This window comes from Caldococcus noboribetus, from assembly GCF_055389385.1.
On the sequence record NZ_AP042475.1, the window covers coordinates 669,850 to 686,161 of the forward strand.

Consider the following 16,312-nt stretch of genomic DNA (forward strand, 5'->3'; position numbering starts at 1 on the left):
CTGAGCCGCGAGGCTGGTCAGGGTCATGGACAGGTCCCTGAGCGCCTCACCGAACCCATAGATCGGCGCCACCCATAATCATAACCAGGCCCCAGGCTGGTCGACGTAGTCTGCGAAGCCTGACCGCCTGGTCCCCCAGGGACTTCGTGGGGTATATTGCGAGCGCCCTGAGGTCCTCGCGGCTCCCGGGACTGGCCGCCACGAAGGACCTTTCAAGGGCATAGGCAGCCCACGACTCCGTCTTCCCGTTCCCGGCGCCTGAAGGTGAGTAGGGGCAGGGGCCAGAGCGCCCGCCCGGCCGTTAGGAGCGTCCCGGCCCCAGGCCAACTCGGTCACGCTGAGGCGGACCGGCCCCACAGAGCTGTTGATCACGGCTCTCAGGTCTTGGCACGCCGTCTACCTGGAGGCCACCAGGGCCTACTGTACCCAAACGGCGGCTGGGGTCTGGCCGGAGCAGGTTCAAGGTAGACCCCAGGTCGAGGAGGCCCGTTGCTAGGCTGAGAGGTGCCGGCCTCATAAAGCATGACGTGAGGGCCGTGAGGCCGCGCAGCACCTACGGTAAGGTGAGAGTCGCTCTGATAAGCTGGGGAGGCTGGGTCAGGGCGGCCGCGGACCGGGTAGACAGGATCATTGTGCTTGTAGACGCAGACGGCGCCAATAGGGACAGCGTCAGCGGAGGCTGGCGTCGCTGCACCTGAAGGACTTCAAGGAGCTCGTGGACAGGAAGGCCTTTGTTGTGGTCTTCGACGAGGAGATAGAGGAGTGAATACTGCTGGCGTCCGGAAGCCCTCGAAGGAGCCGGGGGAGGGGAAGATGTACGGGAAGGAACAGCCCCCAGAATACGCTGACAAGTTGGACCTGGACAGGGTAAAGGAGCTGCCGAGCTTCAGGGACTTCCTTAGGGCCCTGAGCTAGGGCTCGCCACTGTCAAGGCGGAGTTATGCGCTGGCCGTCGACGGCGTCGGGGACCTGGCTAGGGCAGAGAGCGCCTAGGGGCCTCAGCCGCCATTAGCGAAGCGAACCCAGGGGGCACATTAGCGAGGGCGCAGCCGCGTGAAGTCGTGAACTGGCGGCCGCGCTATTTGACTATCATCGCGTCGTGTTGTGGTTGTGGGACAGGGGCAGCTAACCTGGGTGGAGCCCGAAGGAGGCTCGGCCCTGGGAGACAAAAACGCTTCATGGGTTTCAACTTCATCCTATGGTTTCCTGGGCTTCAAAGATCAATGGGGAGAATGGAGGACATAGTTTCAACACCATCTCATGGTTTTGAGTGGCCAGGAAGGGCAGGAGAGGGCCCAGGTTAATGGTTTCAACACCATCTCATGGTTTCTCGTAGAAGTAGAAAATGATTTCACATACCGCATTTCAGTGTGTTTCAACACCATCCTATGGTTTCTGAAGGCATGACAAGGGTGTGAGGTCGTGAGCGTTGAGGAGTTTCAACACCATCCTATGGTTTCAACAGGTCCTAATAAATGGTTGGCTAATATGGATAGATAAGTTTCAACACCATCCTATGGTTTCGTATTTGGCTAATGCTTTTTCGCTCAACATGCTCCCTCCGTTTCAACACCATCTCATGGTTTCAAATTAATCTTTGATGATGAGGACATCATAGACGCATACGAGAGTTTCAACACCATCTCATGGTTTCTACAGAACCGCTAACCATAGATGAGCTAAGGAATTTACCACGGTTTCAACACCATCTCATGGTTTCAAGGTAAGCATGTTGACATCGACCTTCAGCCGCCCACGTCAGTTTCAACACCATCTCATGGTTTCATTGCAAACCGTGGGTTAGCAGGTCGGGCCTTAGTTGGAGGTTTCAACACCATCTCATGGTTTCACGGGAGCTTGAGAACAACATAAATATGAAGGTGGCTGAGAGTTTCAACACCATCTCATGGTTTCAAGCCATGGGGCTGAAGGGTGGGGCGTACGTTGTGTACGTTTCAACACCATCTCATGGTTTCGGGGAAGCTTACTCCAGTGAGGATCAAGACGGAGAGCGGTGGCGTTTCAACACCATCTCATGGTTTCGAAAGCCATACCAGTGGCTTGCTGCTAGCGGCGCCAGGTTTCAACACCATCTCATGGTTTCCGCTTCATAGAGTCCTTCGCCGAGGTCAAGACAAAGCTGTAGTTTCAACACCATCCCATGGTTTCGCTTTTTTATGCGCGGCTAATTCTGATCAGGCTAGGCCCTGGTTTCAACACCATCCCATGGTTTCTACAAGGACGACTTTGACGAGTACGCTGATGTGTACGTCTTGTTTCAACACCATCCCATGGTTTCCACTACGTCGACGATCTTCAGCCCCTTGACATAATTGAATAGGTTTCAACACCATCCCATGGTTTCTGAAGCTCAAATCGCCTGGCCCCCTAGCCTGGCCTTCGTTTCAACACCATCCCATGGTTTCCAAGATGGTCGAGCTGGTGAGGCGGCTAGACGAGGTCGCTGTCAAGGTTTCAACACCATCCCATGGTTTCTCCATTAAATATATGGCCCTCCTCACTAGACCTCATCAAAAGTTTCAACACCATCCCATGGTTTCTCGTAGTCATTGTTGTCATAGTCCTCCTGCTGCTCCTCACCAGGTTTCAACACCATCCCATGGTTTCGCCGTGCTCAGGGCCGCAGTCGTGAGCGCGTGGAGGACCCCGCGTTTCAACACCATCCCATGGTTTCTGACCGCATGACGAAGCTCATTAGGCTCGACCTCATTGGCGTTTCAACACCATCCCATGGTTTCAGGAACCGTCAACGGTCGACGAGCTCTCCGTCGTCGACTTTAGTTTCAACACCATCCCATGGTTTCAACATGTTATCGATTGACATAGCAGGGTTCAATATAAATTCTGGTTTCAACACCATCCCATGGTTTCTTGTGACCCAGCATGTCGGGTCAGGAGACTGCGCCTGGGCTTCAGGGTTTCAACACCATCCCATGGTTTCCCATGGTTTCAAATGTAAACACGATGGGCCCGTTCAACGTTAGGATATGTTTCAACACCATCCCATGGTTTCCCTTAGATAACTGTGACCAGCCATGAGCAATGAGGAGAGGGGTTTCAACACCATCCCATGGTTTCGGTCGACTCACTCGACGTGACCTTAAAGAGCAAGGGCAAGGGTTTCAACACCATCCCATGGTTTCTGGTAAACAGGAACAGGGACGACATAGCTGACGGCAAGGGTTTCAACACCATCCCATGGTTTCCGATAAGGCTATATCTTGAGGACAGGGAACATGGGATAACATGGTTTCAACACCATCCCATGGTTTCATCAGGTTACCGGTTGGCAAGGATGGATTCACCGTGAGTTTCAACACCATCCCATGGTTTCTAGCTCAATGAGGGCGTCAGCGACCCTGAGTATGTCTGTGTGTTTCAACACCATCCCATGGTTTCCGATGACGACAGAAACGTTGAGGTTTGCTCGAGAGGGAGTTTCAACACCATCCCATGGTTTCCTAACGCCTTCGCCCCCAGCATGTTGGGGGCATACTCAGGGTTTCAACACCATCCCATGGTTTCGTAGAGCGTTGTGCCGCTGCTAGACGTTGGGCTCCCGGTGTTTCAACACCATCCCATGGTTTCGAGAAAAAGTGAGCCCGTGAGCGTGAGAGACATGGCGACAGTTTCAACACCATCCCATGGTTTCCCTCCTTTCTCGCGTGGACCCTGACCTTTGACCTCACTGCAAGGTTTCAACACCATCCCATGGTTTCCCAGGAAGAGAAGTAGGGCCGAGCTTATTTGCGGCTTGTTTCAACACCATCCCATGGTTTCTGAGCGTCACCTTTTACCATACTGGTTGCCTTCCTTCACGTGGCCGGGGCCGGGTATACCTGGCCTGCCCTGGGCCTACCTTCAGTCCTGTTTGACAGGGTATTTAAGCTGACCCCCGGCCAGGCCGGGGCTTCCCATTTGCTAAATGGGAGGCCGAAATATTTATGTAAAATTCATTAAGAAAAGTTAAGTTAGTCTCAGGGAGGCTGCCAAGCGCAGCCCTTTTAAGCCTCCCATTTGCTAAATGGGAACTACCCGCTTAAGTAGTTTATAAGGTAAATTAAAAAATTAACAGATAAATGCAACTATAAAATATAAAGTTAACTTCTTGATAAAAATGGCCGTCCAGGGCTCAGAGGGACCGTCCCTGAGCGGGTGCAGGTCATGAATAAGACCTCCACCAGCAGCAGCCCCCAGGGGGCCAGGCTTGCTCCAGCTGCTGAGGCAGGAGCTCAGGTCGCTGCACGGGCTTCAGCAGAGGTTCCCGGTGCCGCCAGAGCTGAGGGGGTGGGCCTGGGACAGGGAGCCGGTTATGCCAAGGCACAGGCTCGGCCTTGGCGTGGCAGAGGTGGCCTACTACGCCTGCTGCCCCAGCGAGGCCCTTGAGGCGAGGCTGAGGGGCAGGCAGCCTGACAGGTCAATGCTGCTCGGCTCAGCAGTGCACGAGCTGTTCAGGCAGGTGGCCTATGGGCTCCAGAGGCTCCTCTCGCTCGGCCTAGAGCCGTGGGAAGCCGCCATGAGGCTTATGGCTAGCAGCCTCTACAGGAGGGTCGCCGAGGAGGAGGGGCTAGAGGACGAGGCGCCCAGGCTGAGGGAGCTCCAGGGCGCCCTGGCGGCCTCGCTGGCCGGGGACGCCACGCTGCAGAGGCTTCAGGGTTCGGCCAGGGGCTCCTGGTCACCGTGGCTCTCGGAATACATGGTTGACGGGTCCCCTCTGGGCCTCTCCCCAAGGCTTAGGGTGGACGCCCTCATGAGCGGCGCCGTGCTGGAGCTCAAGGTTGGCCAGGCCAAGGAGTGGCACGCGGTCCAGCTGGCCGGGTATGCCATGGCGCTTGAGTCCCAGCTCCAGGTACCTCACGACTACGGGCTGCTGCTCAGCGTCTCCCTGTCGCCGCTTGAGCTCAGGGTCCACGGCGTATACCTTGACGAGGGCCTGAGGCTGAAGTTCCTGGAGGCCAGGGACGCCATGGCTGAGGAGCTGTCCCTCGCCAGGTCCAGGTGACGCATATGAGGGTCCTGGTGCTGGACGGCTACGGCGTGCTCCTGGGCGCCTCGGGCACAAGCCTCGAGGTCAGGTCTAAGGCTGGCAGGAGGCAGGTGCCCCTGTCTGAGGTTGACGTGGTGGTCGTGGCCTCGGGCGGGGTCTCGGTCTCAAGCAGGGCCATGAGGCTCATGGCCAGCGCGGGGGTTGAGATGGTGGTCCTGGGCAGCAACGGCTTGCCCGTCTCGGTGACCTACTTCAGCCACTACTCGAGGACCCCTGAGACCAGGAGGGCGCAGTACATGGCCTTCCTGGGCGAGGCCGGCGGGGCCCTGGCCTCATCGCTTGTCTCGTGCAAGCTCCTGGCGCAGGCCAACGCCCTCAGGAGGCTCTCAGTGATGTCTGGGGCCCACGTCCAGGCCCAGACGGAGAGGCTGAGGAGGCTGGCCAGGGAGGTGAAGCAGGTCTCCGGGAGGCCTGACGAGGTGAGGCCTAAGCTGCTCGAGCTCGAGGCGGCCGGGGCCAGGGAGTACTGGGGCGCGCTGGCCTCCATGCTGCCCGGCGACCTAGGCTTCGACGGCAGGGACCAGGACTCGGGCGACCCCGTGAACGCCTCCCTGAACTACATGTATGCGGTGCTCTACTCCCTGGGCCTCAGGGCGCTCCTGCTGGCCGGCCTAGACCCCTACGCGGGCCTCCTGCACGTGGACAGGAGCGGGAGGCCCGTGCTTGTCTACGACTACGTGGAGCAGTTCAGGGCCCCAGTGGTTGACGAGCCCCTGCTCAGGGCCCTCCTCTCGGGCTGGAGGCCTAGGCTTGAGGGGGGACTCCTCGACGTTGAGTCCAGGAGGGGGCTTCTCAGGCTCCTCTTCGAGAGGCTCAGGGACCAGGCGCTAGGCGCCTACAGGCCCATGAGCCTTGAGGAGGCCCTGAGGGAGTACGCCCACAGGCTTGCCTCGTCGCTGAGGTCGGGCCAGGCGTACGAGTGCTACCAGGGGGGAGAAGGGGCTTGATGGTCCTAGTTGTATACGACGTCAGCGACGACTCCAGGAGGCTTAGGCTTGCCAGGGAGCTTCAGAGGATGGGGCTGTCAAGGGTGCAGAGGAGCGCCTTCGTTGGAAGGGGAGGCCTCGCGGTCGCTAAGGAGGCCGCCAGGGCGTCGGCCCAGCTGGTTGAGGAGGCGACTGACGTGGTTCACGTGGTGTTACCGAGCGACGCCCAGTGGCTCAACGCCTTCGTCGTGGGGAGGCCCCTGGCTGCGCCTAAGGTTGCGGGGGTGACCCTGCTTGCCTGAGGGCTTAGTCGTTACCGGGACCATGGTTAAGGACTACGCCTACTGCCCGGCCCTCCCGTGGCTTAAGGCAAGGCTTGGCGTGGCCGAGCCCCCTACCTGGGGCATGAGGGCGGGCTCTAAGGTAAGTCCCTCCCAGGTCGCCTCTAAGCTGGGCCTTGAGAGGCCGTGGGCGGAGGAGGTACAGCTTAAGGATAAGGAGCTCGGGGCCTCGGGCACCGTTGACCTTGTGTCAGGGCAGGGGAGGCTCTCCCTCCTGGAGGTGAAGGCGTTCAGGGTGCCGTACCACAGGATGAGGCACTTCGTCGCCCAGCTCAAGTTCTATGCGCTGCTCGCCAGCAGGACTCTGGGGAGCGTCAGGACCTCCTACCTCTACCACGGCGGTGACGTCTACGTGCTTGAGGTCGACAGTAAGGTGCTTCAGGACGCCCTTAACATGGTTGAGGAGCTGAGGGCAGCGCTGAGCTCCGAGGAGCCCCCAAGGGCCTACAGGTCTGAGAGGTGCGCCTCCTGTTGGTTCAGGAAGGTCTGCCCAGCTTGGGCGTGAGGCTGCTTCTCCTGCCCGGCCTGGGGCCCGAGGCCGCGGCCAGGGCCTACAGGGAGCTTGGGGCGGGGCCACGTGACGTGGCCGTGTTAGCCTACCTGGACGGCGTGGCTGAGCAACACTTAGAGGCCGCCGCGGCCCTTGGAGGCGCTGAGGTGCTTGAGGCATCAACGCCTGGGGGGCTGCTCGCCTCACTTGCCGCGCGCGTAGGCGGCGCAGCGGAGTTAGTTGTCTGGGCCGGGACGAGGCCTGAGGCGGCCGTGGCAGCGCTTGCGGGAGCAGCCGCAGCCGCGGCCGGCCTAAGGTCATGGCTCGCCTTCCCCGGCCTCGGCCTTCTCCCCATGACGCCCCTCAGGCACCTCAGCAGGCTCTCCCCGCTTGAGCTCAGGGCCCTGAGGCTTGTAGCCTCAGGCGCAGGCCACCTTGACGCAGTCGCTGGCGCGCTGGGCGTAAGCAGTAAGACTGCCAGCAACGTGGCCTGGCAGCTCAGGCTCAAGGGCCTTCTGGAGGGCACGGGCAGCTCATGGCTTAGGGCCACGCCGTGGGGTCTCGCGGCTTTGGGCCTCCTGCAGGCGTGATTAGGACATCACAGCAAAGCATCAGCCTGGCCCAGCTGGCTCAGGCAGCCCACATAAAAGGCCGACAGCTGCAGATAAGCGCTCGCTCAGGCCCTGAGCCCCATCGCCGCCCGCCCTTAAGGCCCCTCGCGTAACCCCTCGGGCAGGCCATAATCAAGCCTGAGGCTGAGCAGAACCCATTCTATTGATAAGGTTAGGCCTTCCTTGAGCTGTTCACGTTAAGTCCTTTTATATATTAGCTCCTTACCTAGCTACTGGGTGACCTTATGCTGGGCCTGTGCTTCTCCCATCACATGACTGTGGGGACGTCGCTGCTCAGGAACGGCTCGTCTAAGGCAATAGGCCTCAGCCAGGAGCAGAGGGACCTCCTCTCAAGGTGCTCCAGGCTCGACGTTGACGCTGAGAACGAGTGCGAGAGGCTTGCCGGCAGGCAGAGGCAGGACCCCCTGCTAAACGCGATAAGGCAGTACCTGGCGTCAAGCCCATACGAGGCCTCAGCCGAGCTGAACTCCCTCCAGCCGTTCATAGAGCAGAAAATGGTTGACAGGGTGACGCTATACTACTACGCTGACAGCGGCGCAGCCCACCTGGTCTCAACGCTGCTCCAGGAGTACCTGAGCTCCCTGGGGCTCAAGGCCTCGTCCGTGGCGGTTAAGGAGGGCGAGAGGGACCTGGCCTCGGGCCTGCTCAACCTTATGAACGAGGTCTCCGGGAGGGGCACGCAGGACATGAGGGACGGCTGCATAGTAATGCTTAACATAACGCCGGGCTTCAAGGCGGAGGCTGCGTACTCAACGCTTGGCGTCATGCTCAACGGCGTCACGGCCCTTGCGTACTACAGGCACGAGGCCATGAAGTCCACCGTGGGGGTGCCGCTCCTCTCAAAGATAGCCCTCAGGGGCGCCGTTGACGAGCTGAGGCGCAGCGTTGGGAGGGGCCTGGAGGGCCTAAGCAGGGAGGCGGCGGTGGTTCTCCTGGCGGCCAGGCTTAACACAGGCAGGCTAGGCCTTGGTCCAGTGACTAGGAGCGACGTGGACTGGGCCGCTATGCTGCTCGCCGCAGGTGGCAGCCCTTGAGCGGGGACGGCCTAAGCCTAGTTGTAGCCCCGCTTGGACAGCTGAGCGGCCTGAAGCCAGCCACCTACGTAGTTAACTATGGCGACGAGAAGAAGTGTGCGCTGAAGGCCAGGGGGCCGGGCCTCCCCTCGGCGGCCGCCACCTACGCTTACCTAGCCAAGAGGTACGGGGGCCGGGCGAAGGTCATAGCTATTGTGCCTGAGTCGCTCGCCGTTGAGCTTAAGGAGATGCCTAACGACTACGCTGGCCTCAGGGGCTCCCTGGCATCCAAGGTCAGGGAGGAGATCGGAGACGCCATAGGTAATACTGAAGACGAGTGCGGTGCGCTGGGAGAGATGCCCAACGACCTAGATGTGAGGGTGGTGCCGCTCAGGGGGACCTTCATAGTGAGGCAGCCCCAGAACAGCCCCGCGCCCAGGGCGAAGATCAACAGGGTTGAGGTCAGCGCAAACATGTACGACACGCAGGCCCTGGCGGCTTATGAGGTTGCCAGCGCCCTGCTGAGCTACCTTAACGGGGCCGTTAAGGAGGGAGGCGAGGGCCCCTCGGTGAGGCTCTACGTGGACGTCACCAACGCCCCCAACCAGCTTCAGGTAATGACTGCGAGGGCGGCTGAGGGGGCAGCCGCGGCCCTGTCCCTCGTGGCTGACGTGAAGTTTGGAGTAAGCGCCCTTGACCCCTTCATCAGTGAGGGGCAGGAGCTCACGCTCAACGTCATTGAGGAGGGCGTGAGGCCTGGCATAAGGCTTCCTCAGAAGGGCTCGAGGTACAACTACGCCCTTGTGGGCCCGCATAAGGACGACGAGAGTGTGAGGAGGGCGGTCACATATTACATAGGCGCCGCGGCGGCCATAGATGCTGGGGCCATTTTCCTTGCGCCGCTCCTGGCCAGCGTGGCCGAGGGGCTCCTCGATGGTAAGGGCGACACAGGCCCTCTGGGCCTAGCCAAGCGCTACGTTGACCTTTACGTGAAGAACACCGAGGTGTCCGTAAAAGAGGGGACGCTGATAATATCAAGGCAGCTGAGGGCTGGCCCTGCCCTGGAGACCCTCTCGTACTTCTCCCTGGCCCACAGCCTGGTGAAGGAGCTTCGCATGGACAGGAACTGTATCCCCCTTGAAGAGATTAAGGACGTCTCACGGGAGCTGCTCGAGAAGAGGGGGCTGGCCTCAGCAGTGGCAGCCTTCAACGAGTCCAACCACTACATATCAAAATACGGCAGCCTAACAAAGGAAAGCTGCCTTTACAAGCTGCTGCGTCATAAGCCCCATGGACTTGACGATAGGCAGTCGGCCAGGGACCTCATGGCCCACGGAGGCTTCCTTGAGAACATCGTGAGGCTGAGGAAGGATAATAGCAAGAGGCTCCTCGCGTGCCCCGACAGCTCGTGCCTCGAGGGCGGCAGCGGCCTCACAGATGACAGCAAGCTTATGGGCAAGCTGCTCGACCTAGTGCTCAGGATAAAGGAAAGCTGCCTTTACAAGCTGCTGCGTCATAAGCCCCATGGACTTGACGATAGGCAGTCGGCCAGGGACCTCATGGCCCACGGAGGCTTCCTTGAGAACATCGTGAGGCTGAGGAAGGATAATAGCAAGAGGCTCCTCGCGTGCCCCGACAGCTCGTGCCTCGAGGGCGGCAGCGGCCTCACAGATGACAGCAAGTTTATGGACAAGCTGCTCGACCTAGTGCTCAAGGCCGCGGGCGTCAAGTAGCAAGCTAAGCCCTGCCGTAAAAGCTCATAGCTATCGCTGTCCCCCAGCCCAGCTCGCTGTGGGCGCCTAGGCCGCGGCTGGCAATGCAGCTGGCGACGCTCACGCTGTCTCCTAGATGAGGGCCGCCAGCAGCGAACCCGGCTGGCATGAAGAGGTAAGGCGCCCTAGGCCTTGTTGGCGGCCAGGCCCCAGCCAGGCATTATTATCTCAACGGGCTCGCTTGAGAGCAGCATGGCGGCCCTCACAGAACCTGCGCCGCACTCCTTCAGGTTCCCTCCAGCAGGGGTCTGGCCGCAACGCTCCCATATGTAGAGACGTCAAGCGCGTCTCCTAGGCTGAGGCCCCCCTCCTGATGTTGATGCCGGGAACCTTCATCGTGTCGTCTAGCCATAACTCGGCGAGCAGCGGTCCCTGGCCAGCGAGCTCTGGTCGTAGGAGAGCCGTGAGTAGAGAGTTGTGGGAGAGGCCAACGACTGCGTGCCAGAGGGCCCGAGGGCGCCGAAGGTGAACTTGACGAGGCCAGCTCGAGCTGCCTGCCCCGCGCCTCGACCTTGAGCGTAAGGTCGTCCTCAGCCTCAGCGTAGCTGTTCCGGCACAGCGCGTTGGCCACAGCAAGCCTGGCCAGCCACCTGGCCTTATGCTTTGAGGGGCTTTGAGAGGTCAGACATCACAAAGTAGTTATTATCAACCTGCTCAACAGGCCTCGCGAACGCGTCCCCAACGGAGAGGTACAAGTAAGGCACGTGCTCCTGCTTCACAACGTTGTTATAAGCATTGCGCACACCGTAGCACCACAGGCTAACCTGAAGAGGTAAAATATTAAGGTTAACTACATGGGCCAGAGGTCTAAGCGCTTCACGCTGCAGGCCGCGCTATTAGCAGGTAACAACTGCTTGGGCCTGCGGCCCACCTAAGGTCGCTCCAGGTAACTGCTTTACGACGATGCCTCCGAGGCGGGCTGACTAGGGGTTACAAAGGTAAAGGCTGACAACGCCTTTACATCAGCTCATAGCAGGGGCCTAGGCTAGGCGATAGGGCCTGTTAACGTCAAGCTCGATAATACTGTTATAAGCCTCTTAAGATCGCAGCAGCCAGGTTTAAGTTGTCCTTTATCTGTTAATTTTTTAATTTACCTTATAAACTACTTAGGCGGGTAGTTCCCATTTGCTTAATGGGAGGCTTAAAAGGGCTGCGCTTGGCAGCCTCCCTGAGACTAGCTTAACTTTTCTTAATGAATTTTATAGAATAGCCTTGGCCTCCCATTTAGCAAATGGGAAGCCCCGGCCTGGCCGGGGGTCAGCTTAAATACCCTGTCAAACAGGACTGAAGGTAGGCCCAGGGCAGGCCAGGTATACCCGGCCCCGGCCACGTGAAGGAAGGCAACCAGTATGGTAAAAGGTGACGCTCAGAAACCATGGGATGGTGTTGAAACTTCATTATAGACCCATTTGACTTTCAAACCGGTCTTTGGGAAACCATGGGATGGTGTTGAAACTAAACCCTCGCATGAAGACGACCACGACATCCCCAGGACATAGAAACCATGGGATGGTGTTGAAACCCGTTATGTCGCCCTATCTGCCCTCACTCGTCAAGGCCGCGAAACCATGGGATGGTGTTGAAACCTGAAAGACATGGCCGGACTCATTTCAAACTCCGGTGCCTGAAACCATGGGATGGTGTTGAAACCAAGCACCCCAATCTCGTTAGAGATATTAACGTCATATCTCGAAACCATGGGATGGTGTTGAAACGTTAGGCCCGCCAGCGGGAGGACGCCAAAAAAACAAAGAAACCATGGGATGGTGTTGAAACTCGTAGAATGTACATACACACCTGTCCCTGCTGATCCAGAGAAACCATGGGATGGTGTTGAAACCCTGAGCACCTTACCGGTCTCAGCGTCCCTAACAACCAGAAACCATGAGATGGTGTTGAAACAATGACATAGGTAGCCCCGGCACCTGGACCCCCCTAAAAATTAGAAACCATGAGATGGTGTTGAAACTTGGGGAGGTAAACCAATGCCGCTGAACCGCTGTATGTAGAAACCATGAGATGGTGTTGAAACTGGTTCAGCACCACCGTGGCCCTGTTGGGAGCCACGGGAAACCATGAGATGGTGTTGAAACACAAAGCAGAGCTTGAGGCGGTCCTCTATCACAGGCGCAGGAAACCATGAGATGGTGTTGAAACTCCACTACCTGGGCCATCGACTTATGCAATAACCCTGACAGGAAACCATGAGATGGTGTTGAAACCAGTTGAGGCACGGCACGTACGTCTGGAACGTTGAGTCCTCGGAAACCATGAGATGGTGTTGAAACCAAATATTTTAATATGTCCTGGCCGCCGATCGCGATACCAGCGAAACCATGAGATGGTGTTGAAACACTGTTCCTTGGCAGCGGCACCCTAAAGGCGAACATGTTAGAAACCATGAGATGGTGTTGAAACTCGTCTTCGCTCTCACCGTTTTCTATGCAGCCAATGCTTATTAGAAACCATGAGATGGTGTTGAAACTAGTTGCTTGGCAGCATACCTGCAGCGAATGCATTTGCAAGAAACCATGAGATGGTGTTGAAACATTTCCTCTTTTTTGGCCAAGCTTAGTCGTCTTTCAATTTCAGAAACCATGAGATGGTGTTGAAACCTCTGTTCCAACATCATCCGCCAACGGGCGGAGTTTCTTGCGAAACCATGAGATGGTGTTGAAACAAGGTATCTCAGAGCTCCCCTGTCAGTGAGAGCGAACAGCGAAACCATGAGATGGTGTTGAAACTCGTGGCCTACAGCAGAAATGAAGCCCTCGCCTAGCACCAGTGAAACCATGAGATGGTGTTGAAACATGGTTATCTTTATGTTCTCAAGGTCCTTTGGCGTTATCTTTGAAACCATGAGATGGTGTTGAAACTGTGCCTACACGAGCACAGGTGAGCGTGTGTCCAGGAACGTGGAAACCATGAGATGGTGTTGAAACTTTTGGATTGGTCATATTCGTCCATCGTGAATCTTATCTTCAAGAAACCATGAGATGGTGTTGAAACTTGTATCATCTGGTATATTCTCCCACTCTTTGAACAATGAAACCATGAGATGGTGTTGAAACCTGCGGACGCCTTCGCCAGCTCCTCAAAGCCGTTGACTGAAACCATGAGATGGTGTTGAAACCAAATATTTTAATATGTCCTGGCCGCCGATCGCGATACCAGCGAAACCATGAGATGGTGTTGAAACACTGTTCCTTGGCAGCGGCACCCTAAAGGCGAACATGTTAGAAACCATGAGATGGTGTTGAAACTCGTCTTCGCTCTCACCGTTTTCTATGCAGCCAATGCTTATTAGAAACCATGAGATGGTGTTGAAACTAGTTGCTTGGCAGCATACCTGCAGCGAATGCATTTGCAAGAAACCATGAGATGGTGTTGAAACATTTCCTCTTTTTTGGCCAAGCTTAGTCGTCTTTCAATTTCAGAAACCATGAGATGGTGTTGAAACCTCTGTTCCAACATCATCCGCCAACGGGCGGAGTTTCTTGCGAAACCATGAGATGGTGTTGAAACAAGGTATCTCAGAGCTCCCCTGTCAGTGAGAGCGAACAGCGAAACCATGAGATGGTGTTGAAACTCGTGGCCTACAGCAGAAATGAAGCCCTCGCCTAGCACCAGTGAAACCATGAGATGGTGTTGAAACATGGTTATCTTTATGTTCTCAAGGTCCTTTGGCGTTATCTTTGAAACCATGAGATGGTGTTGAAACTGTGCCTACACGAGCACAGGTGAGCGTGTGTCCAGGAACGTGGAAACCATGAGATGGTGTTGAAACTTTTGGATTGGTCATATTCGTCCATCGTGAATCTTATCTTCAAGAAACCATGAGATGGTGTTGAAACTTGTATCATCTGGTATATTCTCCCACTCTTTGAACAATGAAACCATGAGATGGTGTTGAAACCTGCGGACGCCTTCGCCAGCTCCTCAAAGCCGTTGACTGAAACCATGAGATGGTGTTGAAACTCGATTATGCCCTTCTCTGCAAGGTATTCCATCACATCAGAAACCATGAGATGGTGTTGAAACATAGCTGAAACGAAACCGTTGGCGAGCCACTGCTTTACGTGAAACCATAGGATGGTGTTGAAACGGCACATGGACACCGTGTGGTATAACGTCATCAACGCTTGAAACCATAGGATGGTGTTGAAACTTGTTGCTCTTCTTCGAGAGCTCTTTGAGGCGAAGGTATAAGAAACCATAGGATGGTGTTGAAACCGCCGCCCGCCGTGGCGGAGAAGGTGGAGGCCGTGATAAGGGAAACCATAGGATGGTGTTGAAACCCCTGGGCCACTAAGTTTCTTACCTCATCGGGGCCTAAAAGAAACCATAGGATGGTGTTGAAACTCTTGCACTCCACGTCCAGCGTTATTAGTATGAAGTAACCGAAACCATAGGATGGTGTTGAAACAGATAGAATCTTTGGAACGCGGCGAACTCATCAAGTTCGAGAAACCATAGGATGGTGTTGAAACTCAACGGCGTTGGCCGCGTCCGCTGACACCAGCACCCTGAAACCATAGGATGGTGTTGAAACGAACTTAGCGTATAACGTGGCGCACCATGTATAGTCATTTTCGAGAAACCATAGGATGGTGTTGAAACGGCAGCATACTAACTGCGAACGCGTTCGCAAGATACACCCGAAACCATAGGATGGTGTTTAAACCCATGAAATGGTGTTGAAACCTCTCGTTAACGAAGCCGTCCTTGGCGTCAAACAGCACGTCAGAAACCATGAAATGGTGTTGAAACGTGACTGTCGACGGCTCCGTCTTGTAGTAGTATCTCGCATCCGAACCCATGAAATGGTGTTGAAACTGCTATACGATACCCACCTCCCTACGTAGACCTCAGCCCCAGGAAACCATGAAATGGTGTTGAAACCAAGACGTTGGGAGCACGGCCGTGGCTGACTGCGTGCGAACCCATGAAATGGTGTTGAAACTCACAACAAGACCAATTACCCCATATGTCTTTCAGCTTCCCCAGAAACCATGAAATGGTGCCGAAATGATGGCTAGCCTAATAAGGCAAAATTAAATAATAATTAATATATAGGGGGTCAGGTAAGGGGCCGGTAACTCACGCTCTGCTGCTAAGCCAATGTATATTAAGCTCCTGAAGCCCATGCGTTGCAATACTTTTATATAACATCACGCATATACTTAAAAGGCAGGAGGTGCTCGCCTCTCGTGGACTCATCTAAGCCTGTCAATTATCTTGTTCTAGCCTATGCTGTCACGCCTGTTCACGTCGGCGAGGGCCGCGCGCCGGGCACCGTTGATCTGCCCTTCCAGAGGGACCCCATAGGATACCCCATAGTATACGGCTCGAGCTTCAAGGGCGCCCTCAGATCGTACCTTGAGAGGAATTCCGTTAACGGTGCAGATGGGAACTTCGTGAGGTGCGCCTTCGGCCCCGAGCCTGGTGAGGAGGATAAGTACGGAGGCAGGCTCGTGTTCACAGACCTAGTGCCTGCGTTCTACCCCGTTGCTAGCCTTGACGGGTACGTCTACGTGACGACGGAGTACCTGCGGAGCAGGGTCGAGGACATAGTGAAAGCCCTGGAGGCCGACACGTCAAACCTCTACGGCGAGACTCCTTCCACAATCGATGTCGGTCTGCTCCTTTACAACGTCCATGTAGAGAAGGTCCTGAGCCTTAACAGTAATAGCAAAATTAAGGGGCTAGGCAGCCTCATAAATAATGTAGACAAGATATACGTGTTGAAGAATGACGTAGGGCTTGAGGTAGTGGAGTCGGCCCTAATACGCGTGACCAGGAACATCATAGACGATAAGACCAAGACGGTAAAGGAGGGCGGCCTCTGGACCGAGGAGTATGTGCCCCACGGCACGGTGTTCGTAGGTGGCATAATCGACTCTGGGAGGGCCAAAGACGCCTGTGGCAACGTGAATCCGGTCAACTACCTGGGCGGAAAGGAGTTTGCCATGTTCATAGGGGGCAAGGAGACCGTGGGCAAGGGCCTCATCAAGATCAAAATAGAGGCCACCGGCGCCCCGTCAAGCAGGTGACGCCATGAGGTGACCTC

Annotated in this window: 10 protein-coding genes and 2 CRISPR repeat arrays; of the genes, 9 read left to right on the forward strand and 1 reads right to left on the reverse strand. The window is 56.4% G+C overall.

The features are described from left to right. Nucleotides 1–527 precede the first annotated feature (527 nt). From ACZ5GQ_RS03515 to ACZ5GQ_RS03550, 8 genes are all read left to right on the forward strand, one after another. Complete coding sequence (locus ACZ5GQ_RS03515) at nucleotides 528–698, forward strand: hypothetical protein (RefSeq protein ID WP_498857246.1); 171 nt, start codon at nucleotides 528–530, stop codon at nucleotides 696–698. 484 nt (nucleotides 699–1,182) lie between these two features. Then, a CRISPR array of direct repeats spans nucleotides 1,183–3,801; the repeat unit is 24 nt; unit sequence GTTTCAACACCATCCTATGGTTTC. Between the two features lie 427 nt (nucleotides 3,802–4,228). Next, nucleotides 4,229–5,023: a type I-A CRISPR-associated protein Cas4/Csa1 gene (cas4a, locus tag ACZ5GQ_RS03520; RefSeq protein WP_498857247.1), complete on the forward strand. Its 795-nt coding sequence runs from the start codon at nucleotides 4,229–4,231 to the stop codon at nucleotides 5,021–5,023. A 5-nt stretch (nucleotides 5,024–5,028) separates the two neighbouring features. Then, entirely contained in the window at nucleotides 5,029–6,015 is a 987-nt protein-coding gene (gene cas1 / locus ACZ5GQ_RS03525; RefSeq protein WP_498857248.1) for a CRISPR-associated endonuclease Cas1, read from the forward strand. Then, nucleotides 6,015–6,296, forward strand: a complete 282-nt coding sequence (gene cas2 / locus ACZ5GQ_RS03530) for a CRISPR-associated endonuclease Cas2 (RefSeq protein WP_498857249.1) — start codon at nucleotides 6,015–6,017, stop codon at nucleotides 6,294–6,296. The genes cas1 and cas2 overlap by 1 nt, the downstream gene beginning before the upstream one ends. Then, nucleotides 6,289–6,840, forward strand: coding sequence for a PD-(D/E)XK nuclease family protein (gene cas4, locus ACZ5GQ_RS03535; protein ID WP_498857250.1), 552 nt, complete (start codon nucleotides 6,289–6,291; stop codon nucleotides 6,838–6,840). Before cas2 ends, cas4 begins: the two co-directional genes overlap by 8 nt. Then, the gene (locus tag ACZ5GQ_RS03540; RefSeq protein WP_498857251.1) at nucleotides 6,807–7,415 is read left to right on the forward strand and encodes a hypothetical protein; all 609 of its coding nucleotides are present in this window, start codon (nucleotides 6,807–6,809) and stop codon (nucleotides 7,413–7,415) included. The genes cas4 and ACZ5GQ_RS03540 overlap by 34 nt, the downstream gene beginning before the upstream one ends. A gap of 266 nt (nucleotides 7,416–7,681) precedes the next feature. Then, the gene (locus ACZ5GQ_RS03545; protein ID WP_498857252.1) at nucleotides 7,682–8,491 is read left to right on the forward strand and encodes a putative CRISPR-associated protein; all 810 of its coding nucleotides are present in this window, start codon (nucleotides 7,682–7,684) and stop codon (nucleotides 8,489–8,491) included. Next, nucleotides 8,488–10,203, forward strand: coding sequence for a hypothetical protein (locus ACZ5GQ_RS03550; protein ID WP_498857253.1), 1,716 nt, complete (start codon nucleotides 8,488–8,490; stop codon nucleotides 10,201–10,203). The genes ACZ5GQ_RS03545 and ACZ5GQ_RS03550 overlap by 4 nt, the downstream gene beginning before the upstream one ends. A 635-nt stretch (nucleotides 10,204–10,838) precedes the next feature. On the opposite strand, the gene ACZ5GQ_RS03555 is transcribed toward ACZ5GQ_RS03550, so the two are convergent. After that, nucleotides 10,839–10,985, reverse strand: coding sequence for a hypothetical protein (locus tag ACZ5GQ_RS03555; protein ID WP_498857254.1), 147 nt, complete (start codon nucleotides 10,983–10,985; stop codon nucleotides 10,839–10,841). Nucleotides 10,986–11,611: 626 nt separating this feature from the next. Further along, a CRISPR array of direct repeats spans nucleotides 11,612–14,927; the repeat unit is 24 nt; unit sequence GAAACCATAGGATGGTGTTGAAAC. Between the two features lie 525 nt (nucleotides 14,928–15,452). Between ACZ5GQ_RS03555 and cmr4 the strand changes: the two genes are divergently transcribed. Further along, a complete protein-coding gene (gene cmr4 / locus ACZ5GQ_RS03560) occupies nucleotides 15,453–16,295 on the forward strand; it encodes a type III-B CRISPR module RAMP protein Cmr4 (RefSeq protein ID WP_498857255.1) in 843 nt (280 codons plus the stop codon). Nucleotides 16,296–16,312: the final 17 nt, after the last annotated feature.